Here is a 15,451-nt window from a genome sequence, read left to right on the forward strand (position 1 = left end):
TAACGCAGCTCTGGCGAACGTAGTGGCGTGGGGCATGGTGGCGGTGATCTCCTTGAAAGCGCGGCGGTCTTCGTGACCCGATAAAAAATGGCAGTATTATGCTGGCATTTTAACGTCTCTTGACCTGAACGCCAGCGGCCCGGCGCGTTTTATCTGCTAAAATCGGGCGCCTTTCTTTCAATCTTGATGCTTCTGGATATTTTCGATGAACGCTGTAATTCTTGCCGTACTTGTCATGGTGGCGCTCGCGCTTGCGCGCGTGTCGGTGGTGTTTGCTCTGGTGCTGGGGGCGCTGGTGGGCGGTATCGCCGGCGGGCTGACGCTTGAGCAAACGCTAAACGCCTTTAATGAAGGCGTGGGCGGCGGAGCCCAGGTGGCGCTCGCCTACGCCACGCTGGGGGCTTTTGCCGTGGCCATTTCGCGCTCCGGCCTGCCGGACATGCTGGCCCAACGCCTGATCGCCATGCTCGGCCAGGAAGCCGATGCGGCGCGTCGGGCGCGGGTCAAAATGCTGCTGCTGGTTGCGGTGCTGCTGGTGGCAATTTCATCCCAAAACCTGATCCCCGTGCACATTGCGTTTATTCCGATTCTGATTCCGCCGCTATTGAAGGTGATGAACCAGCTCAGGCTTGACCGCCGGGCGATTGCCTGCGCGTTGACGTTTGGCCTGACCGCGCCGTACATGATGCTGCCGGTGGGCTTTGGCGCGATTTTTTTGAACGATATTCTGCTGGCTAATATCAATAGCGCCGGCGCGCCGCTGGGCCTGGAAATTACCCGCGGTATGCTGCCGCTGGCCATGGCGGTGCCCGTGAGCGGCATGGCCGTGGGGCTCGCGGTGGCGGTGTTTATCAGCTACCGCCGGCCGCGCGACTATCAAGCGCTTGAGGTGGCCGATAGCACCACGCATGAGGGCCACTCGGCTCCCCGCCCCAGCGCGATGGGGCTTGCCATGTCGGGGCTGGCGATTCTGGCCGCACTGGGGCTGCAGCTTTACAGCGGCTCGATGATCCTTGGCGGTCTGGTAGGGATTGCGATCCTGTCGCTGAGCGGTATTTTCAAGTGGCGCGAGGCGGACGATCTCTTCACCAGCGGCATGCGCATGATGGCGCTGATCGGCTTTATCATGATCTCCGCCGCCGGCTTTGCCGAGGTGATGAAAACCACCGGCGAGATCGATGCGCTGGTGCAGGGCGCCTTTGCGCTGTTTGGCGACAACCGCGGCTTGGCGGCGATTGCCATGCTGCTGGTGGGGCTGTTTATTACCCTGGGCATTGGCTCGTCGTTTTCGACGATTCCGATTATTGCCGCGATTTTCGTGCCGCTGGCGGTGCAGTTCGGCTTTTCACCCTTGGCCACTACCGTGCTGGTGGGCACCGCGGCGGCTTTGGGCGATGCCGGGTCGCCGGCCTCGGATTCGACCCTCGGGCCCACTTCCGGGCTGAACGTTGACGGCCAGCACGACCACATCATGGGCAGCGTGGTGCCGACCTTCCTGCACTACAACCTGCCGATGATCGCCTTTGGCTGGACGGCCGCGATGATGCTCTAGGCTTTTGTTGAAATGTGCCGAGTCAGGCATCTTGCGGGTCGCCGGGTTCAAGCGCGCTCAACAGCCCGCGCAGCAGCGAAAGCTCCTTGCGGCTGGGCTCGGCGCGGGCAAACAGCGCCTGCAGCTGCTCTTCGGTGCGCGCGTGGGGCTGGGTCAAAAAGCCGCTGTGCTGCATCACCTTATGCAGGTGTTGCTGAAAATGCTCAAACTGCTCGCGGGTGGGCGGTGTGGCCTGGGTCGGTGCCTGATAGGCAAATTCGCTGCCGCGTTGGGTGCGCCAAGCGCGATGCACTTCATAAGCCAGAATCTGCACCGCCTGGGACAGGTTTAGAATACCGTAGTCGGGGTTGGCCGGAATGCTGACCTGATGCGTGCAGCAGCAGATTTCATCGTTGGTCAGCCCCGAGCGCTCGCGGCCGAACACCAGCGCAACCGGTGCGCTACGGGCATTGCCCAGCGCGCTTTGGGCCATGGTGTCGGGTTCATCAAAGTGGGGCAGCGGCAGGTGGCGCAGCCGAGCGCTGGCGCCAATTACCTGCACGCAGTCGTCAACGGCCTCACTCAGCGAGTCCACCACGCGGGCGTTGTCCAGCACGTCGGTGGCACCTGCGGCTAGCCGGGTCGCTTCATCGTCGGGAAAGGCGCGTGGGTTGACCAGCGTCAGCTCGGTCAGGCCCATGGTTTTCATGGCGCGGGCAGCGGCGCCGATATTGCCGGGGTGAAACGTTTGCACCAGCACAATGCGGATGTTGGAAAGCACAATAAAACCTCTTGCCGGAATCAGGGAGCCACGAACAAAAAACCCCGCCGAAGCGGTAATGCCAGTCAGTTAAGCCTGACTGGCATTTTTCGTCTGGTCGGATACTTCTGCGGCCTTTGCTTGACCGATCTGGGATAAGATCTCTCACGTCGCGCCGGTAGGATAAAAGACGGTGCCATGTCCAGCATTGACTGAATTACCTCGGGAATACGGCCTGGCGAGACCCAAGGTAACACTGTTAACTCCTTGATAATCCAATGAGCCGCCTGATGAAAGCTGAGCTGATTCGGGTGGACGGCTTTTAAACTGTAAGCCATGCGAGCCATCTGAAACCGAATCAGATTGTAGGCGAGTAACGTGCCCCAAAGCTCTTGGCAGATCATCTCGGGCGTCCGACTGCGCAGCGTCATACGATTTCCCAGCAACGATTGCTTGATTTCCCGATAGCCCAGTTCGATTTCCCAGCGGTAGCTGTAAAGATCGACAATATCCGCCGCTGGAAAACGCATCGGGTCCGTCATTGATGTCAGTACTTGAACCTCTTTTCCATTCACTTTCCGCCGTAGCAAGCGCGCGGTGACCGTCGACGGTAAACCGGGCCACTTCTTTCGGGCTTGCGGAGAGGACGTTAATGTCACCAATCGATCCTGCCGACCCAGCGACCGCTCTTCCTGGTACTGCGTACCCTTTTTTAACGGAATAAGCCAGTGACGCTGCTCGCCTGCGCTTTGCCAGGCATGCAACAGCCCCAGCGAGTAGAAACCACGGTCAAACAACGTCAGGGAGTGATCCGGCGTGCTGGTGATGAGCTCTGGCGTCAAGTCCATCTCGCTCCTCGCCACACTATCGAACGCGGATCCCGTCAATAGATGACTGGTTAACTCCATCTGACACACCATACGGACCTGCGGATAACCGGCTTCATGGTGTGCGTTACGGGTCCGGGCAAATGTGGTGTGGTTCTCGGGAGAATCAGGCGTGCGCCATACGACACCATCAACGCCCAGCAAGGTCAGGCCGCACCAATGCGGGTGAGGCGTCTGTTGGTGCCAAAGCGCTTGTGTCTGCTCGAAGACACGCTTCACGGGATCGACTCCCAGCCGTTGACGTGCCTGAACCACGGCGCTGGGTGCCACAAAGGGCCGTTTTCCGGGCAGCATAATATCAAGATGGTTGACGATCTGGCCCATGGGAATATGCCGGAACAGGGCCATCCCGACCACGGCCCAAACGACCATGTCCAGCGGCAGTCGTCGTTTACGTAGTGTGGCGACGCCGGCCTCCTCGAGGCAGGTATCGATCAAGTCGGGAGACAGCACCTCGGAGAGGCTGGAGAAGTCGTCGGGTACTGCTTTGGCGATGGCACCAATGGCTTGACTGAAATGCATACAAAAATCCGGCATCAGTAAGTGGCTGATGCCGGAATATCGCATTACCTGCCAGGTGATGAAAGGCTTAACTGACTGGCATTACGCCGAAGCGGGGTTTTTTAGCTGGCAATAGCGTGGTGAGAGGCTTACATCATGCCGCCCATTCCACCCATACCGCCGCCCATGCCGCCCATATCCGGCGCGGCGTCTTGCTCGTCCGGATCATCGGCGATCATGCATTCGGTGGTGATCATCAGACCAGCAACCGAACCGGCAGACTGCAGCGCGGTGCGGGTTACCTTGGCCGGGTCGAGTACGCCCATCTCGAACAGGTCGCCAAACTCGCTGGTTTGCGCGTTGTAGCCGAAGTTGCCTTCGCCGTCCTTGATGCGGCTGATGATGAGGGCGGGCTCGTCACCGGCGTTGGTGACGATCTGACGCAGCGGCGCTTCCATGGCGCGCAGCGCCATGTTGATGCCGTGGTTCTGGTCTTCGTTGTCGCCGGTCAGGCCGCGCACCTTGGACAGCGCGCGTACCAGCGCGGTACCGCCGCCGGGCACAACGCCTTCTTCGACCGCTGCACGGGTAGAGTGCAGCGCGTCTTCCACGCGGGCCTTCTTCTCTTTCATCTCGACTTCGGAACCTGCACCAACGCGGATAACCGCAACGCCGCCGGCCAGCTTGGCCACGCGCTCTTGCAGCTTTTCCTTGTCGTAGTCGGAAGACGTTTCCTCGATCTGGGCACGAATCTGGCTGACGCGCGCCTCGATGTCGGCTTCGGCGCCGGCACCGTCGATGATCGTGGTGTTTTCCTTGGACATGGTAATGCGCTTGGCGGTGCCCAGGTGGTCCAGCGTGGTCTGCTCGAGGGTCAGACCGACTTCTTCGGAAATCACCGTGCCGCCGGTCAGGATAGCGATGTCCTGAAGCATGGATTTGCGACGATCACCGAAGCCGGGCGCTTTGGCCGCAGCAACCTTGACGATGCCACGCATGTTGTTGACCACCAGAGTAGCCAGCGCTTCGCCTTCGATGTCTTCGGCGATGATAGCCAGCGGCTTACCGGCCTTGGCGACGGCTTCAAGGGTCGGCAGTAGTTCGCGGATGTTGGAGACTTTCTTGTCGACCAGCAGGAGGAACGGATCTTCCAGTTCAACCGCCATGGTTTCGTGGTTGGTCACGAAGTAGGGCGAGAGGTAGCCGCGATCAAACTGCATGCCTTCGACGACTTCCAGCTCGTTGTCAAAGCCGCGGCCTTCATCAACGGTGATCACGCCTTCCTTGCCGACTTTCTGCATCGCTTCAGCGATGATTTCACCGATGTGCTTGTCGCCGTTGGCGGAAATGGTGCCCACCTGGGCGATAGACTTGGTGTCGGTGCAGGGCACGGACAGCGTTTGAATCTCTTTGACCGCTGCCGCGACGGCCTGGTCAATGCCGCGCTTGAGGTCCATCGGGTTCATGCCGGCGGTCACGCCTTTCAGGCCTTCAGCAACGATGGCATGGGCCAGAACGGTCGCCGTGGTGGTGCCGTCACCGGCCGCGTCAGAGGTTTGTGACGCAACCTCTTTGACCATTTGCGCGCCCATGTTCTCGAACTTATCTTTCAGCTCGATTTCCTTGGCGACGGACACGCCGTCCTTGGTCACGGTCGGCGCGCCGAAGGATTTGTCCAGCACAACGTTACGTCCTTTCGGGCCCAGCGTTGCTTTTACGGCGTTAGCGAGTACGTCAACGCCGCGCATCATGCGCTTGCGTGCATCATCAGAGAACTTAACTTGCTTAGCTGCCATGTTGAATAATTCCTGAATAGTTAAAAGGTCAACGTGAAACGTAAAGCGTCGGCTGCTTAGCCTTCGACCACGGCCAGAATGTCGGCTTCGCTCATGATCAGGACTTCTTCGCCGTCAATTTTTTCCTTTTCGACGCCAAAGCCGTCTTTGAAAATCACGGTATCGTTAACTTTGACATCCAGCGCGCGGACGTCGCCATTATCCAGAATCCGGCCGTTACCCACTGCCAGGACCGTGCCGCGCGTGGGCTTTTCCTGAGCGTTGCCCGGAAGCACGATGCCGCCAGCGGTGGTCTGTTCTTCTTCAACGCGACGGATAACAACGCGATCGTGCAAAGGACGGATATTCATTCACGTTCTCCTGGGGTTTGATAGACGATGGTACTGATAAACAATAAGTGGCGACTGAATGACAAGGCCACACGGCCTCGCCGATCTTGTGTGCTGGCTAAAAAATGGGGGCTGGCGGCATCCTTTCAAGGGGCGCAAATGAAAAAAGTCGGCTTTTTTCATTCCCTTGGCCGCCGGACCGGCTAGCGCCGATGAAACGGCTCGTCGTGGGCGATAAAATCGCCTTCAAGGGGCTCGTCCTCGGTATGCGGTCGGTCCGCCTTGCGCGAACGTCGCTGTGAGCCCGAGGGGCGCTGGGTATTCCACTCGTTGGCACCGTGGGTGCTGCTGCTTTGAGTACCGCTGACGCTGGCCTTTAACCCCAGCCAGGCCAGCAGCTTGAACAGCAGGCGCCGGGCATCGGGTATCAGGCAGGCAAGGCCAAGGGCGTCGGATAAAAACCCCGGTGCCATCAGCAGCGCACCGCCAAAGATGAGGGCGGCGCCGGTAAACAGCTCGGTGGAGGGGACTTCGCCGGCGTTGAGGCGCTCACGCGCCCGGGCAAAGGTGTGGGCACCCTCGCGGCGGATCAGGTGCAGCCCGCCAATGCCGGTGAGCAGTACCAGCAGCAGCGTCGCCAAAAGCCCGATATGGCCGCCGACGCTGAACAGGACGACAAAATCGAGCAGGGTAAATAGGGAAATAACAATCAGTACCGGCATGGGGGCTCCGCCTCGTTCCAGCGCGCGTGTTTAATCTACAGTGCGGAGAATATGGTGACGCAGCACGCGTAAAACAAGCGTCAAGCCGGATGACGGACCAATAGGATGCGCCATGTCGTTAAGCAACGTCGTTCGTCAGCATTGCCGGTCCAAACAGTCAGTCAAAATAGTTTTCGGCCAACTGCTTTTGAAAGTACATTTCCACGCGCAGCGACATGGCCCAGCGGGGGTCGTAGCTGGTCTCGCGCTGAAAGTGCAGCTCGGGGATCACATCGGCGAACAGCACGCCCTTGTGCAGGTCGCGCCGATAGCGGGTTTGCAGATAGTAATTGGTCATGCGTGGGTGTGACGCGCTTTCGCCAATGGCGATGGCGGAATAGCGCAGGGCGCTGCGCTCATTCAACCGATGGTTCAGCTCGGCGGTTTCGCTGTATTCAAGCGTGTCTTCTTCTTCGCGCCACTGCACGTTGGTAATAAATCGTAGGTGCTGTGCGTCGCTTAGCGGGCGGCCGACATCCCAGCGGGTACGGGCAAAGTAGCCTTCGTTGTTGAACCACGAAAGCCGGTTATTGGATTCCAGTTGCCAGGGGCCGTCGCTCAGCTGCCATAGACGCTTGCTGGTAAAGCGCACGTAAGGGTCAATAGGCAGGCGCAGCCGCACACCGGCACTCACGCGGTTACTCCAGTTGTCGCGCTTGTCGCGGCTTTCCAGCCAGTCCAGCCCCAGCGTTGAGGTGCGTCGGTCACGCTGGTCATTGGTCAGCCGGCCGGAGCCCTGTTCGGCAAGCGTCCCCTGAGTTTCTTCGGGGTCGCTTTCAATAATGAGCCGCAAGCGTTCTTCCGAGGTGGGTAGGTCAATCCGGTAGCGCAGGCCGAAATCATTGTTGAAGCCTTCACCTTCCATCCAGTCGAGCTCCTGGCTGATGCGCAGGTACGACTCGTTGTCGACGTCGAGACTGTCCTGTGTGCCAAAAAAGCTGTCAATGCTGCGCGAAGTGCCGTCTACCCAGAGGCCAATACGCTCCCGTAGCGGTTCGACGCGTTCCGAGGCCCAGGCGGGCAGGTCGCTGTCCTGTTCGCCAGCATTAACACCGGCGGCGTTGGCATAGCCCGGCTGGTAAAAGACGAAGGTGCCCAGCAGTAGAAAAGAAAAACGTGTTTTCATGCTGTGTTATCCAAGCGTCAGGCTGTGCCTTGTGTTGTCGTTATGTGCTGTGTGCTGCAGGATTTAATAGGCTTTGTGTATTTCGATGTCTTCTGCCCACTGCAAAACGCGCTTGCGCTCGCGTTTGCTGTTCATACGGTGGGTGTCGATGGTGGTTGGCGCCAGCTGGCGCGCCGGCGATTCAGAGAGGTGCATCTTGAAGGTGCGCCAAGCGCCGATGGGCATGTCCTCTGAGCCGTAGAGCGCCACGACGCGTATACCAAGCGATAGGCCTTCCTGTTCGAGAACGGCGTCGTCAATGTCCCAGTAGCTCACAATCTGCTGCAGAATCGAGTTAAACGACTGTACGTGCAGGTAATCACCTGAGCCAAGCGGGCCCTGGTGGGTGCGATAGCAGTCTTCTTCCTGATCGTCGCCTTCCTGCTGGTATTCGACCACGTCCAGCGAGTAGGCCTGTTTTTCGGTGTGCAGGACAGCGATCAGATGCTGCACGTAAATGGCTTCGTTGCTCATGTTGCTGATCAGGCACAGCGCCTCCATGCCCACGCCCTTGCCACGGTTAATGATGATCCGCGGGCGCCGCTGGCGTGCATAGCCGGCGTAAAGCAGCTGCGCATAAAACACCCAGACGAACAGCGTACATATGCTGGTAACAGCCGAGATGGCCGAGCCGTGCTCACTGAGCCATTCCATTGTCGCGCTCCTTGCTTCAATTCAGGTGTCAAGGCGGATAACTGGCTTGATTGTAGGCGTAAAGCGCGAAGAGAAACAGAGGTTAATATGCCTGTTGCGACAGCTGAGTTAAGGTAGCTAATAGCCGTAGAGGGTATCTATGCACCTGAATTCAGGCAGACGGGGGTACAGGAGTCGGCAACAAGGGAAAGCGAGGCCAAATGCTGAAAACATAAGACGCAGAGAGAAGCTAAAAGAGTGTTAAAGCGTTAGGGGTAACGTAATACAGACGGGGCAGCCAGCGGATGGCACGTAACTCTTAGGGGGAAATCGCCGAGCGAAAGGAGATAGTCGGGGAAAACTATGACCGGGTATTGGGAGCTTGCTTATTACTGAATTGGTGCGGATGGGGAGACTTGAACTCCCACGCCTTACGGCACTAGAACCTAAATCTAGCGTGTCTACCAATTCCACCACATCCGCAGAATCGATGCACATCCTACCCATTATTCGGCTAAAGTCAACGTTTAATCCGCATCAACCAATACATTGGCTATGACATTGGCTACGCGGCTTGAGCGGGAGGCAGAATTATGTACACAAAAGTGGCGGGTTCGCTGGCCGCGCTGGAGAAGGTTCTGCACCGCCTGCTGCCGGGCTACTGCGCCTTTTGTCTGGGGGCGCCCGAGCAAGGGTTGAGTTGGTGTTTGCCCTGTTATCGGGCACTGGCGTGGAACGTGCACGGCTGTCGTGCCTGTGGCGAGCCACTGGGAAGGGCTCGCGGCCTGTGCCGGCACTGTCGCGACAGCCCGCCGGCTTTTGATGCGGCGTGCGTGCCGCTGGTGTATGAGGGCGCCATTCGTCAGCTGGTGCAGGACTTCAAGTTTCACGCGTCGCCCAGAGCCGGCGTGCTGCTCACCGAGCTGTTTGTCTCGGCGCTGGATGACCGTCAGGCGCAGGCACTGCTGCCGGTACCGCTGCACCCTGCGCGGGCCCGCGAGCGCGGATTCAATCAGTCGCAGTGGCTTGCCGAGCAGATCGGGTCGCGCCTGGGGCTGCCGGTAATGAAGGCGACGCGCAAGGCGGATACGCCCAGCCAGCGTGCGCTTTCACGCCGCGCACGGTTTGCCAATCTGGCCGACGCGTTTGCGCTGCCCCGAGCGCTGCCGGCACGCATTGCGATTATTGACGATGTGGTCACCACGGGAGCGACGGCGAATGCGCTGGCACTGGCGGCGCGAAAGGCCGGCGCACGAGAGATAACTATTTACGCGTTGGCGCGTACATCGCTGGCGTCGCCTTGATAAGATAGTGCTTTTACCCAAGCGGAGGCGGACATGACCCATGCGTTTAGCGCGCTATCGCCGGCTACCATCGTGACGGCTATCGAGTCGATCGGGATTTATCCGGCCGGTGAACCCTTTGCGTTAAACAGCTACGAGAACCGCGTGCTGCTGTTCCGCGACGACGAACGCTGTGGCTGGGTCGTCAAGTTTTATCGTCCCAAGCGCTGGACGACGGCGGCCATTCAGGAAGAGCACGACTATCTTCACGAACTTTTGCAGGCCGGCGTTCGCGTGGTAGCGCCGTTGCGCCTGGCCGGCGGGCAGACGCTGCATCATTTTGGCGGCTTTGATTTTGCGCTGTTTCCACAGCAGGCAGGGCAGGCCCCCGAGCTTGATAACCCCGCGCATCTGTTTGCACTGGGTGGAGTGCTGGGCCGGCTGCATACGGTGGCCAGCCGTCAGACGTTTACCCATCGGCGGCAGCTGGCGCTGGCGTCAGATGTGGCCGAAGCAAGTGCCAAGGTGTTGAAAAGCGGTTGGCTGACGAAACACCAGCGGCGCGCTTACGAAACGGTGACCTCACATCTCATGAAGGCGCTGGAGGGCCATCCCACGGCGCCGGCGAAGATGATCCGCTGTCACGGTGACTGTCACCTGGGTAATATTCTGGGGCGCGACGAAGCGTTTACGCTGGTGGATTTTGACGACTGCCTGATGGCGCCGGCGATTCAGGATATCTGGATGCTGCTCGCTATTGACGAGCCGGCCGCCTGGCGTGCCCAGCTGAGTGAGATCAGCGAAGGTTATGAAGAAGAGCGGCCATTTCCCCACGCCGAGCTTGATCTGATCGAGCCGCTACGCAGCTATCGGCTGGTGCGCCACAGCGCCTGGCTTGCCGCGCGTTGGGACGATCCCGCTTTCCCCCAGGCGTTTCCCTGGCTGGGTGAAAGCGGGTATTGGGACGGGCATATTCGCCAGCTTGAGCAGCAGCGGCTGCAGTTGAAAACGCCGCGCTGGCTGGCCTGAAAGAAGAGTCCTGAAAGAAGGGTAACGGCCTATTCGTCGCTGGCGTCAGGGTCCGGGCGATCAGCGGGAATGGGGTTGGCCACGCCTTCGCCGTCGGTCTGGCGGCGCTTCTCATTGATCCGTGCCGAGGGGTTGTCCTGCTCGGTAATTTCCAGCGGCGCGTTGAGGGTCAGCGTAAACGCGTGGCCCGATGCCAGCTCGCAGTCAGCGCCGTTGCAGCTGAGGCCGTAGTCACCGTCATCGCCGTAAACGGCGGCGTCGATCTCGCCGGAGAAAATCGAGCTGTCGGCCTCGTCGGTTTCAATGCAGGTGACGTCGTGGGTGGTGATGCGTACGCGGGCGTCGTCGCGCTGGGCATCACCCACGATGACGCAGTATTCGGGCAGGGTATGCGAGGCCTGGCTAATATCAGCGGGTCTTAATAAAATACCCTCCTGGCGGTTCTGGCCGTCGGCAAAGCTGATGGCATCGACCAGCTCCACGCCGACGGTGGCATCGTCCGGCAACGACAGCGTGGCCGCTGACGCCGACAACGGGGCGATCAGCAGAGCCGATAACAGGGATGACGCTAGCAAGGGTGTCTTGATGAAGGACATAACGGTCTCTCGCGGTTGGTGACTGCCGACAGGCTAAAACACTGCCGCTATTATATCACAGTGTGAGATTTTGCCGATGGCACGTCGCGCTGCACTGTTGCATGCCGCCGTTGCGGCTTACCGGTGCCCTGGCTGCCTGCTGTATAGTGGTATGTCTTGCCATGCTAGTGGCATGTCTCGTCATACCGGCGTCGCCCGGCGCGAGGGCGGGCTTTCAGCGTATTGAATGAGCCAAAGTCTTACTGAATAAGAGTCTTACGAGCAAGAGTCTTGATAAATAAAGGAACAACGAGGCGTCACATGACCGATGAAATCGCGCAGCACTACCGCCAGATCATGCAGCATCTGGGCGAAAACCCTGACCGCGAAGGGCTGAAAGATACGCCCCAGCGAGCGGCCAAGGCGATGCAGTTTTTGACCGCCGGTTACCATCAGACGCTTGAAGAAATCGTCAACGGCGCCGTGTTTGAATCACAAACCGACGAGATGGTGCTGGTCAAGGATATTGAGCTTTACTCCATCTGCGAGCATCACCTGCTGCCGTTCATCGGCAAGTGTCACGTGGCGTATCTACCCCGGGGCAAGGTGCTGGGGCTGTCCAAATTTGCCCGTATTACCGACATGTTTGCCCGCCGCCTGCAGATCCAGGAAAACCTGACGCTGCAGATTGCCGAGGCCGTTCAGGAAGTGACCGATGCGCGCGGGGTGGCGGTCGTCATCGAGGCGCAGCACCTGTGCATGATGATGCGCGGGGTGGAAAAGCAGAACTCCAGCATGTCGTCGTCGGTCATGCTTGGCGCGTTTCGTAACAACCAGCCCACGCGCCAGGAGTTCCTGACACTTATCAGCTGACGGCCAGACCTTTATCCTTGTATTTCTACCCTTGTACCTCTCGTGGTGAATAACCGCGCTACTTGGGGTTAATTGCGCTGTCATCCTTGGTTAGGCGCGGTATTTCGTCTTAGCATGAAGGCAACGGTTGTTTATGCCCCAATGCCACCCTCTGGTCTGGAGTCCGTCATGGAATCGCTAAAAGAAACCCAGCTTTATTGCCCGTTTGCGTATATCGACGGCAGCTGGGTCGCCGCTGATAGCGGTGAGCAAATCAGCGTCTACAATCCTGCCACCAACGAAGTTGTCGGCAACGTGCCACGTCTGGGCGAAGCCGAGACCCTGCGGGCGATTGATGCCGCCGACGCGGCCCAGCCGGCCTGGCGCGCGATGACCGCGCAGCAGCGCGCCGATTTGCTGCTCAAGTGGTACGACCTGATGCTCGAGCATCAGCGGGATCTGGCCATGCTGATGACCCACGAGCAGGGCAAGCCGCTCAAGGAAGCCGAGGGCGAGATCGCCTACGCGGCGAGCTTTTTGCGCTGGTTTGCGGAAGAAGGGCGCCGCGCTTACGGGGAAACCATTCCCGCCGCCAAGGCCAACCAGCGCATCGTCATCACCAAACAGCCGGTGGGCGTTGTGGGCGCGATCACGCCGTGGAATTTCCCTGCGGCGATGATCACGCGCAAAGCCGGTGCGGCGCTGGCGGCGGGCTGCACGATTGTGGTCAAGCCGGCCAGCCAGACGCCGTTTTCGGCCACGGCGCTGGCGCTTTTGGCCGAGCGCGCGGGGATTCCGCGGGGCGTATTCAACGTGGTTCCCGGCAGCGCCAAGGACATCGCCAAAGCGCTGACGCAGTCGCCCAAGGTGCGCAAGATTACCTTTACCGGTTCCACCGAAGTGGGCAGCCAGCTGATGACCCAGGCCGCCGAGAACGTGCAGAAGATTTCGCTGGAGCTGGGCGGCAACGCGCCCTTTATCGTGTTTGAGGATGCCGATCTGGACGCCGCCGTGGAAGGCGCGATGGCGGCGAAGTTTCGCAACGCCGGGCAAACCTGCATCTGCACCAACCGTTTTCTGGTGCAGTCGAGCGTGGTCAACGCCTTCTGTGAAAAGCTCGCGGTGGCCATGCACAGCGAGCTGCACGTGGGTGACGGTGAAAAAGCCAACAACAATATCGGCCCGCTGATTGATGAAGCCGGGGTCAAGAAAGTTACCGAACACGTCAAGGATGCGGTCGACAAAGGTGCCGAGCTGATGCTGGGCGGACATCCGCATCCGCTGGGCGGCAACTTCTTCTCGCCGACGCTGATCAGCGGTGCGACCCCCGATATGCTGGTGGCTCAGGAAGAAACCTTCGGTCCGCTCGCCGCGGTGTTCCCGTTTGATGACGAAGAAAGCGCTATCGAGATGGCCAATGACACCCGTTACGGGCTGGCGTCGTACTTTTATTCGCAGAATCTGGCGCGTGTATGGCGCGTGGCCGATGCGCTTGAGTACGGCATGGTGGGCATCAATACCGGCGCAATCTCCAACGCCGCCGCGCCGTTCGGCGGGATGAAAGCGTCAGGGCTGGGGCGCGAAGGCGGCCACCAGGGGCTGGATGAGTACCTGGAAACCAAGTATCTGTGCATGGATATTAGCTAGCGCTGGCAGTACGGAAGCACTCGCGTAGTACGGGATGACCCGCATAAAAAACCGGCGGCTGGTTCAACCAGCCGCCGGTTTTATGTGTTCGCCTGATATCAGTGACGACCCTTAGTGGCGAAAGTGACGCATACCGGTAAACACCATGGCAATGCCGGCTTCGTTGGCCGCGTCGATCACTTCCTGATCGCGCATGGAGCCGCCCGGCTGGATAACCGCGGTAATGCCTGCAGCAGCGGCGGCATCGATGCCGTCACGGAAGGGGAAGAAGGCATCTGACGCCATCACCGAGCCGGGCACCGAGAGATTCTCGTCGGCGGCTTTGATGCCGGCGATTTTGGCGGAGTACACGCGGCTCATCTGCCCCGCGCCGACGCCCACGGTCTGGCCGCCCTTGGCGTAGACGATGGCATTTGACTTGACGAACTTGGCCACGCGCCAGGCAAAGGTTAGATCATCCAATTCCTGCTCCGAGGGTGCGCGCTCGCTGACCACTTTCAGCTCATCGCGGCTGACCATGCCGTGGTCGCGTTCCTGCACCAGCAGCCCGCCGTTAACGCGCTTGTAATCCAGCGCGGGCGCTGCGGCGTCGATCGGCCAGCCGGCGCTGGCATCGAGCAGGCGCACGTTGCGCTTTTCCGCGACGATCGCGGCGGCGGCGTCATCAATCCCGGGGGCGATGATGACTTCGACAAACTGGCGATCAACGATCATGCGGGCAGTGTCGGCGTCGAGTGCGACGTTGAACGCAATGATGCCGCCAAAGGCGCTGGTGGGGTCGGTCTTGAAGGCCATGTCGTAGGCGTCAGCGGCGCTTTTGCCCACGGCGACACCGCAGGGGTTGGCGTGCTTGACGATCACGCAGGCGGTGTCGTCAAAGGCCTTGACGCACTCGAAAGCCGCATCGGTATCGGCAATGTTGTTAAACGACAGCGGCTTGCCCTGACGCGTCTGTGCAGTGGCCACGCCGGGCTCGCTGGCCTCGGGGTCGACATAAAACGCGGCGTTCTGGTGCGGGTTTTCGCCGTAGCGCATGTCCTGCTTTTTGGCCAGCTGCAGGTTGAAGGTGCGCGGGAAGTTGGCATCTTCGGCATTGATCTGACGACCCAGATAGTCGGCGATGGCGCCGTCGTAGCCGGCGGTATGTTCAAACGCCTTGACCGCCAGATCAAAACGCGTGGCGGTGCTGACCTGACCCTGCTGTGCGCCCAGCTCTTCGAGCACCCGGGCGTAGTCGACGGTGTTGACCACAATGGTGGTGTAGGCGTGGTTTTTGGCGCAGGCGCGCACCATTGTCGGCCCGCCGATGTCGATGTTCTCGATGGCGTCAGTCAGGCTGCAGTCGGGTTTGGCCACGGTCGCGGCAAAGGGATACAGGTTGACCACGACCATATCGATCGGCGTGATGTCGTTTTCCGCCATGACCGCATCGTCCTGCCCGCGGCGAGCCAGAATGCCGCCGTGGATTTTGGGATGCAGGGTCTTGACCCGTCCGTCCATGATTTCCGGAAAGCCGGTGTGCTCGGACACTTCCGTAACGGGCACCTGATTGTCCTGCAGCAGGCGGAAAGTACCGCCGGTGGACAACAGCTCGACGCCGTGGTCGCTAAGGCCACGGGCAAAGTCAACGATGCCGGTTTTATCGGAAACGCTTAGCAAAGCGCGGCGAACGGGAGTCGCGGTATTAGCCATCAATGTGCTC

Annotated in this window: 14 protein-coding genes and 1 tRNA gene; 5 read left to right on the forward strand and 10 right to left on the reverse strand. The window is 59.8% G+C overall.

The window, feature by feature from the left end:
• The first annotated feature begins 205 nt into the window (after positions 1–205).
• Complete coding sequence (locus B5495_RS00770; RefSeq protein WP_079550483.1) at positions 206–1,552, forward strand: Na+/H+ antiporter family protein; 1,347 nt, start codon at positions 206–208, stop codon at positions 1,550–1,552.
• A gap of 22 nt (positions 1,553–1,574) precedes the next feature.
• On the opposite strand, the gene B5495_RS00775 is transcribed toward B5495_RS00770, so the two are convergent.
• The 8 genes from B5495_RS00775 to B5495_RS00810 form a co-directional block, all read right to left on the reverse strand.
• Positions 1,575–2,312 carry an RNA methyltransferase gene (locus tag B5495_RS00775; protein WP_079550484.1) on the reverse strand — a complete coding sequence of 246 codons (738 nt, stop codon included), beginning with the start codon at positions 2,310–2,312 and terminating at the stop codon, positions 1,575–1,577.
• A gap of 65 nt (positions 2,313–2,377) precedes the next feature.
• Entirely contained in the window at positions 2,378–3,700 is a 1,323-nt protein-coding gene (locus tag B5495_RS00780; protein WP_079550486.1) for an IS4 family transposase, read from the reverse strand.
• Positions 3,701–3,828: 128 nt separating this feature from the next.
• Positions 3,829–5,475, reverse strand: a complete 1,647-nt coding sequence (gene groL, locus B5495_RS00785; protein ID WP_079550488.1) for a chaperonin GroEL — start codon at positions 5,473–5,475, stop codon at positions 3,829–3,831.
• 56 nt (positions 5,476–5,531) lie between these two features.
• The gene (locus B5495_RS00790; protein ID WP_079550490.1) at positions 5,532–5,825 is read right to left on the reverse strand and encodes a co-chaperone GroES; all 294 of its coding nucleotides are present in this window, start codon (positions 5,823–5,825) and stop codon (positions 5,532–5,534) included.
• Between the two features lie 182 nt (positions 5,826–6,007).
• Positions 6,008–6,526: an FxsA family protein gene (locus tag B5495_RS00795; RefSeq protein WP_079550492.1), complete on the reverse strand. Its 519-nt coding sequence runs from the start codon at positions 6,524–6,526 to the stop codon at positions 6,008–6,010.
• Positions 6,527–6,683: 157 nt separating this feature from the next.
• Complete coding sequence (locus B5495_RS00800; protein ID WP_231897208.1) at positions 6,684–7,691, reverse strand: hypothetical protein; 1,008 nt, start codon at positions 7,689–7,691, stop codon at positions 6,684–6,686.
• 63 nt (positions 7,692–7,754) lie between these two features.
• Complete coding sequence (locus tag B5495_RS00805) at positions 7,755–8,384, reverse strand: hypothetical protein (RefSeq protein WP_079550493.1); 630 nt, start codon at positions 8,382–8,384, stop codon at positions 7,755–7,757.
• 377 nt (positions 8,385–8,761) lie between these two features.
• A tRNA-Leu gene (locus B5495_RS00810) sits at positions 8,762–8,846 on the reverse strand.
• 110 nt (positions 8,847–8,956) lie between these two features.
• Here B5495_RS00810 and B5495_RS00815 point away from each other — a divergent pair.
• Positions 8,957–9,667, forward strand: coding sequence for a ComF family protein (locus tag B5495_RS00815; RefSeq protein WP_079550495.1), 711 nt, complete (start codon positions 8,957–8,959; stop codon positions 9,665–9,667).
• A 33-nt stretch (positions 9,668–9,700) separates the two neighbouring features.
• The gene (locus tag B5495_RS00820; protein ID WP_079550497.1) at positions 9,701–10,675 is read left to right on the forward strand and encodes a serine/threonine protein kinase; all 975 of its coding nucleotides are present in this window, start codon (positions 9,701–9,703) and stop codon (positions 10,673–10,675) included.
• Positions 10,676–10,704: 29 nt separating this feature from the next.
• Here B5495_RS00820 and B5495_RS00825 read toward each other — a convergent pair whose 3' ends face one another.
• A complete protein-coding gene (locus B5495_RS00825) occupies positions 10,705–11,271 on the reverse strand; it encodes a hypothetical protein (RefSeq protein ID WP_079550499.1) in 567 nt (188 codons plus the stop codon).
• A gap of 300 nt (positions 11,272–11,571) precedes the next feature.
• On the opposite strand from B5495_RS00825, the gene folE reads away from it, so the two are divergent.
• Positions 11,572–12,123, forward strand: a complete 552-nt coding sequence (folE, locus tag B5495_RS00830; RefSeq protein WP_079550500.1) for a GTP cyclohydrolase I FolE — start codon at positions 11,572–11,574, stop codon at positions 12,121–12,123.
• A gap of 168 nt (positions 12,124–12,291) precedes the next feature.
• Positions 12,292–13,749: an NAD-dependent succinate-semialdehyde dehydrogenase gene (locus tag B5495_RS00835; protein ID WP_079550502.1), complete on the forward strand. Its 1,458-nt coding sequence runs from the start codon at positions 12,292–12,294 to the stop codon at positions 13,747–13,749.
• A 111-nt stretch (positions 13,750–13,860) separates the two neighbouring features.
• Here B5495_RS00835 and purH read toward each other — a convergent pair whose 3' ends face one another.
• Entirely contained in the window at positions 13,861–15,441 is a 1,581-nt protein-coding gene (purH, locus tag B5495_RS00840; RefSeq protein WP_079550504.1) for a bifunctional phosphoribosylaminoimidazolecarboxamide formyltransferase/IMP cyclohydrolase, read from the reverse strand.
• Positions 15,442–15,451 lie beyond the last annotated feature (10 nt).

This window comes from Vreelandella subglaciescola, assembly GCF_900142895.1.
GTDB lineage: Bacteria > Pseudomonadota > Gammaproteobacteria > Pseudomonadales > Halomonadaceae > Vreelandella > Vreelandella subglaciescola.

Excerpts from the sequence above, each read along its gene's own strand:
- B5495_RS00795 (WP_079550492.1), bottom strand. The coding sequence starts at position 6,526 with ATGCCGGTACTGATTGTTATTTCCCTATTTACCCTGCTCGATTTTGTC.
- B5495_RS00780 (WP_079550486.1), bottom strand. The coding sequence starts at position 3,700 with ATGCATTTCAGTCAAGCCATTGGTGCCATCGCCAAAGCAGTACCCGAC.
- B5495_RS00800 (WP_231897208.1), bottom strand. The coding sequence starts at position 7,691 with ATGAAAACACGTTTTTCTTTTCTACTGCTGGGCACCTTCGTCTTTTAC.
- B5495_RS00770 (WP_079550483.1), top strand. The coding sequence starts at position 206 with ATGAACGCTGTAATTCTTGCCGTACTTGTCATGGTGGCGCTCGCGCTT.
- B5495_RS00805 (WP_079550493.1), bottom strand. The coding sequence starts at position 8,384 with ATGGAATGGCTCAGTGAGCACGGCTCGGCCATCTCGGCTGTTACCAGC.
- B5495_RS00835 (WP_079550502.1), top strand. The coding sequence starts at position 12,292 with ATGGAATCGCTAAAAGAAACCCAGCTTTATTGCCCGTTTGCGTATATC.
- B5495_RS00815 (WP_079550495.1), top strand. The coding sequence starts at position 8,957 with ATGTACACAAAAGTGGCGGGTTCGCTGGCCGCGCTGGAGAAGGTTCTG.
- B5495_RS00820 (WP_079550497.1), top strand. The coding sequence starts at position 9,701 with ATGACCCATGCGTTTAGCGCGCTATCGCCGGCTACCATCGTGACGGCT.
- purH (WP_079550504.1), bottom strand. The coding sequence starts at position 15,441 with ATGGCTAATACCGCGACTCCCGTTCGCCGCGCTTTGCTAAGCGTTTCC.
- B5495_RS00825 (WP_079550499.1), bottom strand. The coding sequence starts at position 11,271 with ATGTCCTTCATCAAGACACCCTTGCTAGCGTCATCCCTGTTATCGGCT.
- B5495_RS00790 (WP_079550490.1), bottom strand. The coding sequence starts at position 5,825 with ATGAATATCCGTCCTTTGCACGATCGCGTTGTTATCCGTCGCGTTGAA.
- folE (WP_079550500.1), top strand. The coding sequence starts at position 11,572 with ATGACCGATGAAATCGCGCAGCACTACCGCCAGATCATGCAGCATCTG.
- groL (WP_079550488.1), bottom strand. The coding sequence starts at position 5,475 with ATGGCAGCTAAGCAAGTTAAGTTCTCTGATGATGCACGCAAGCGCATG.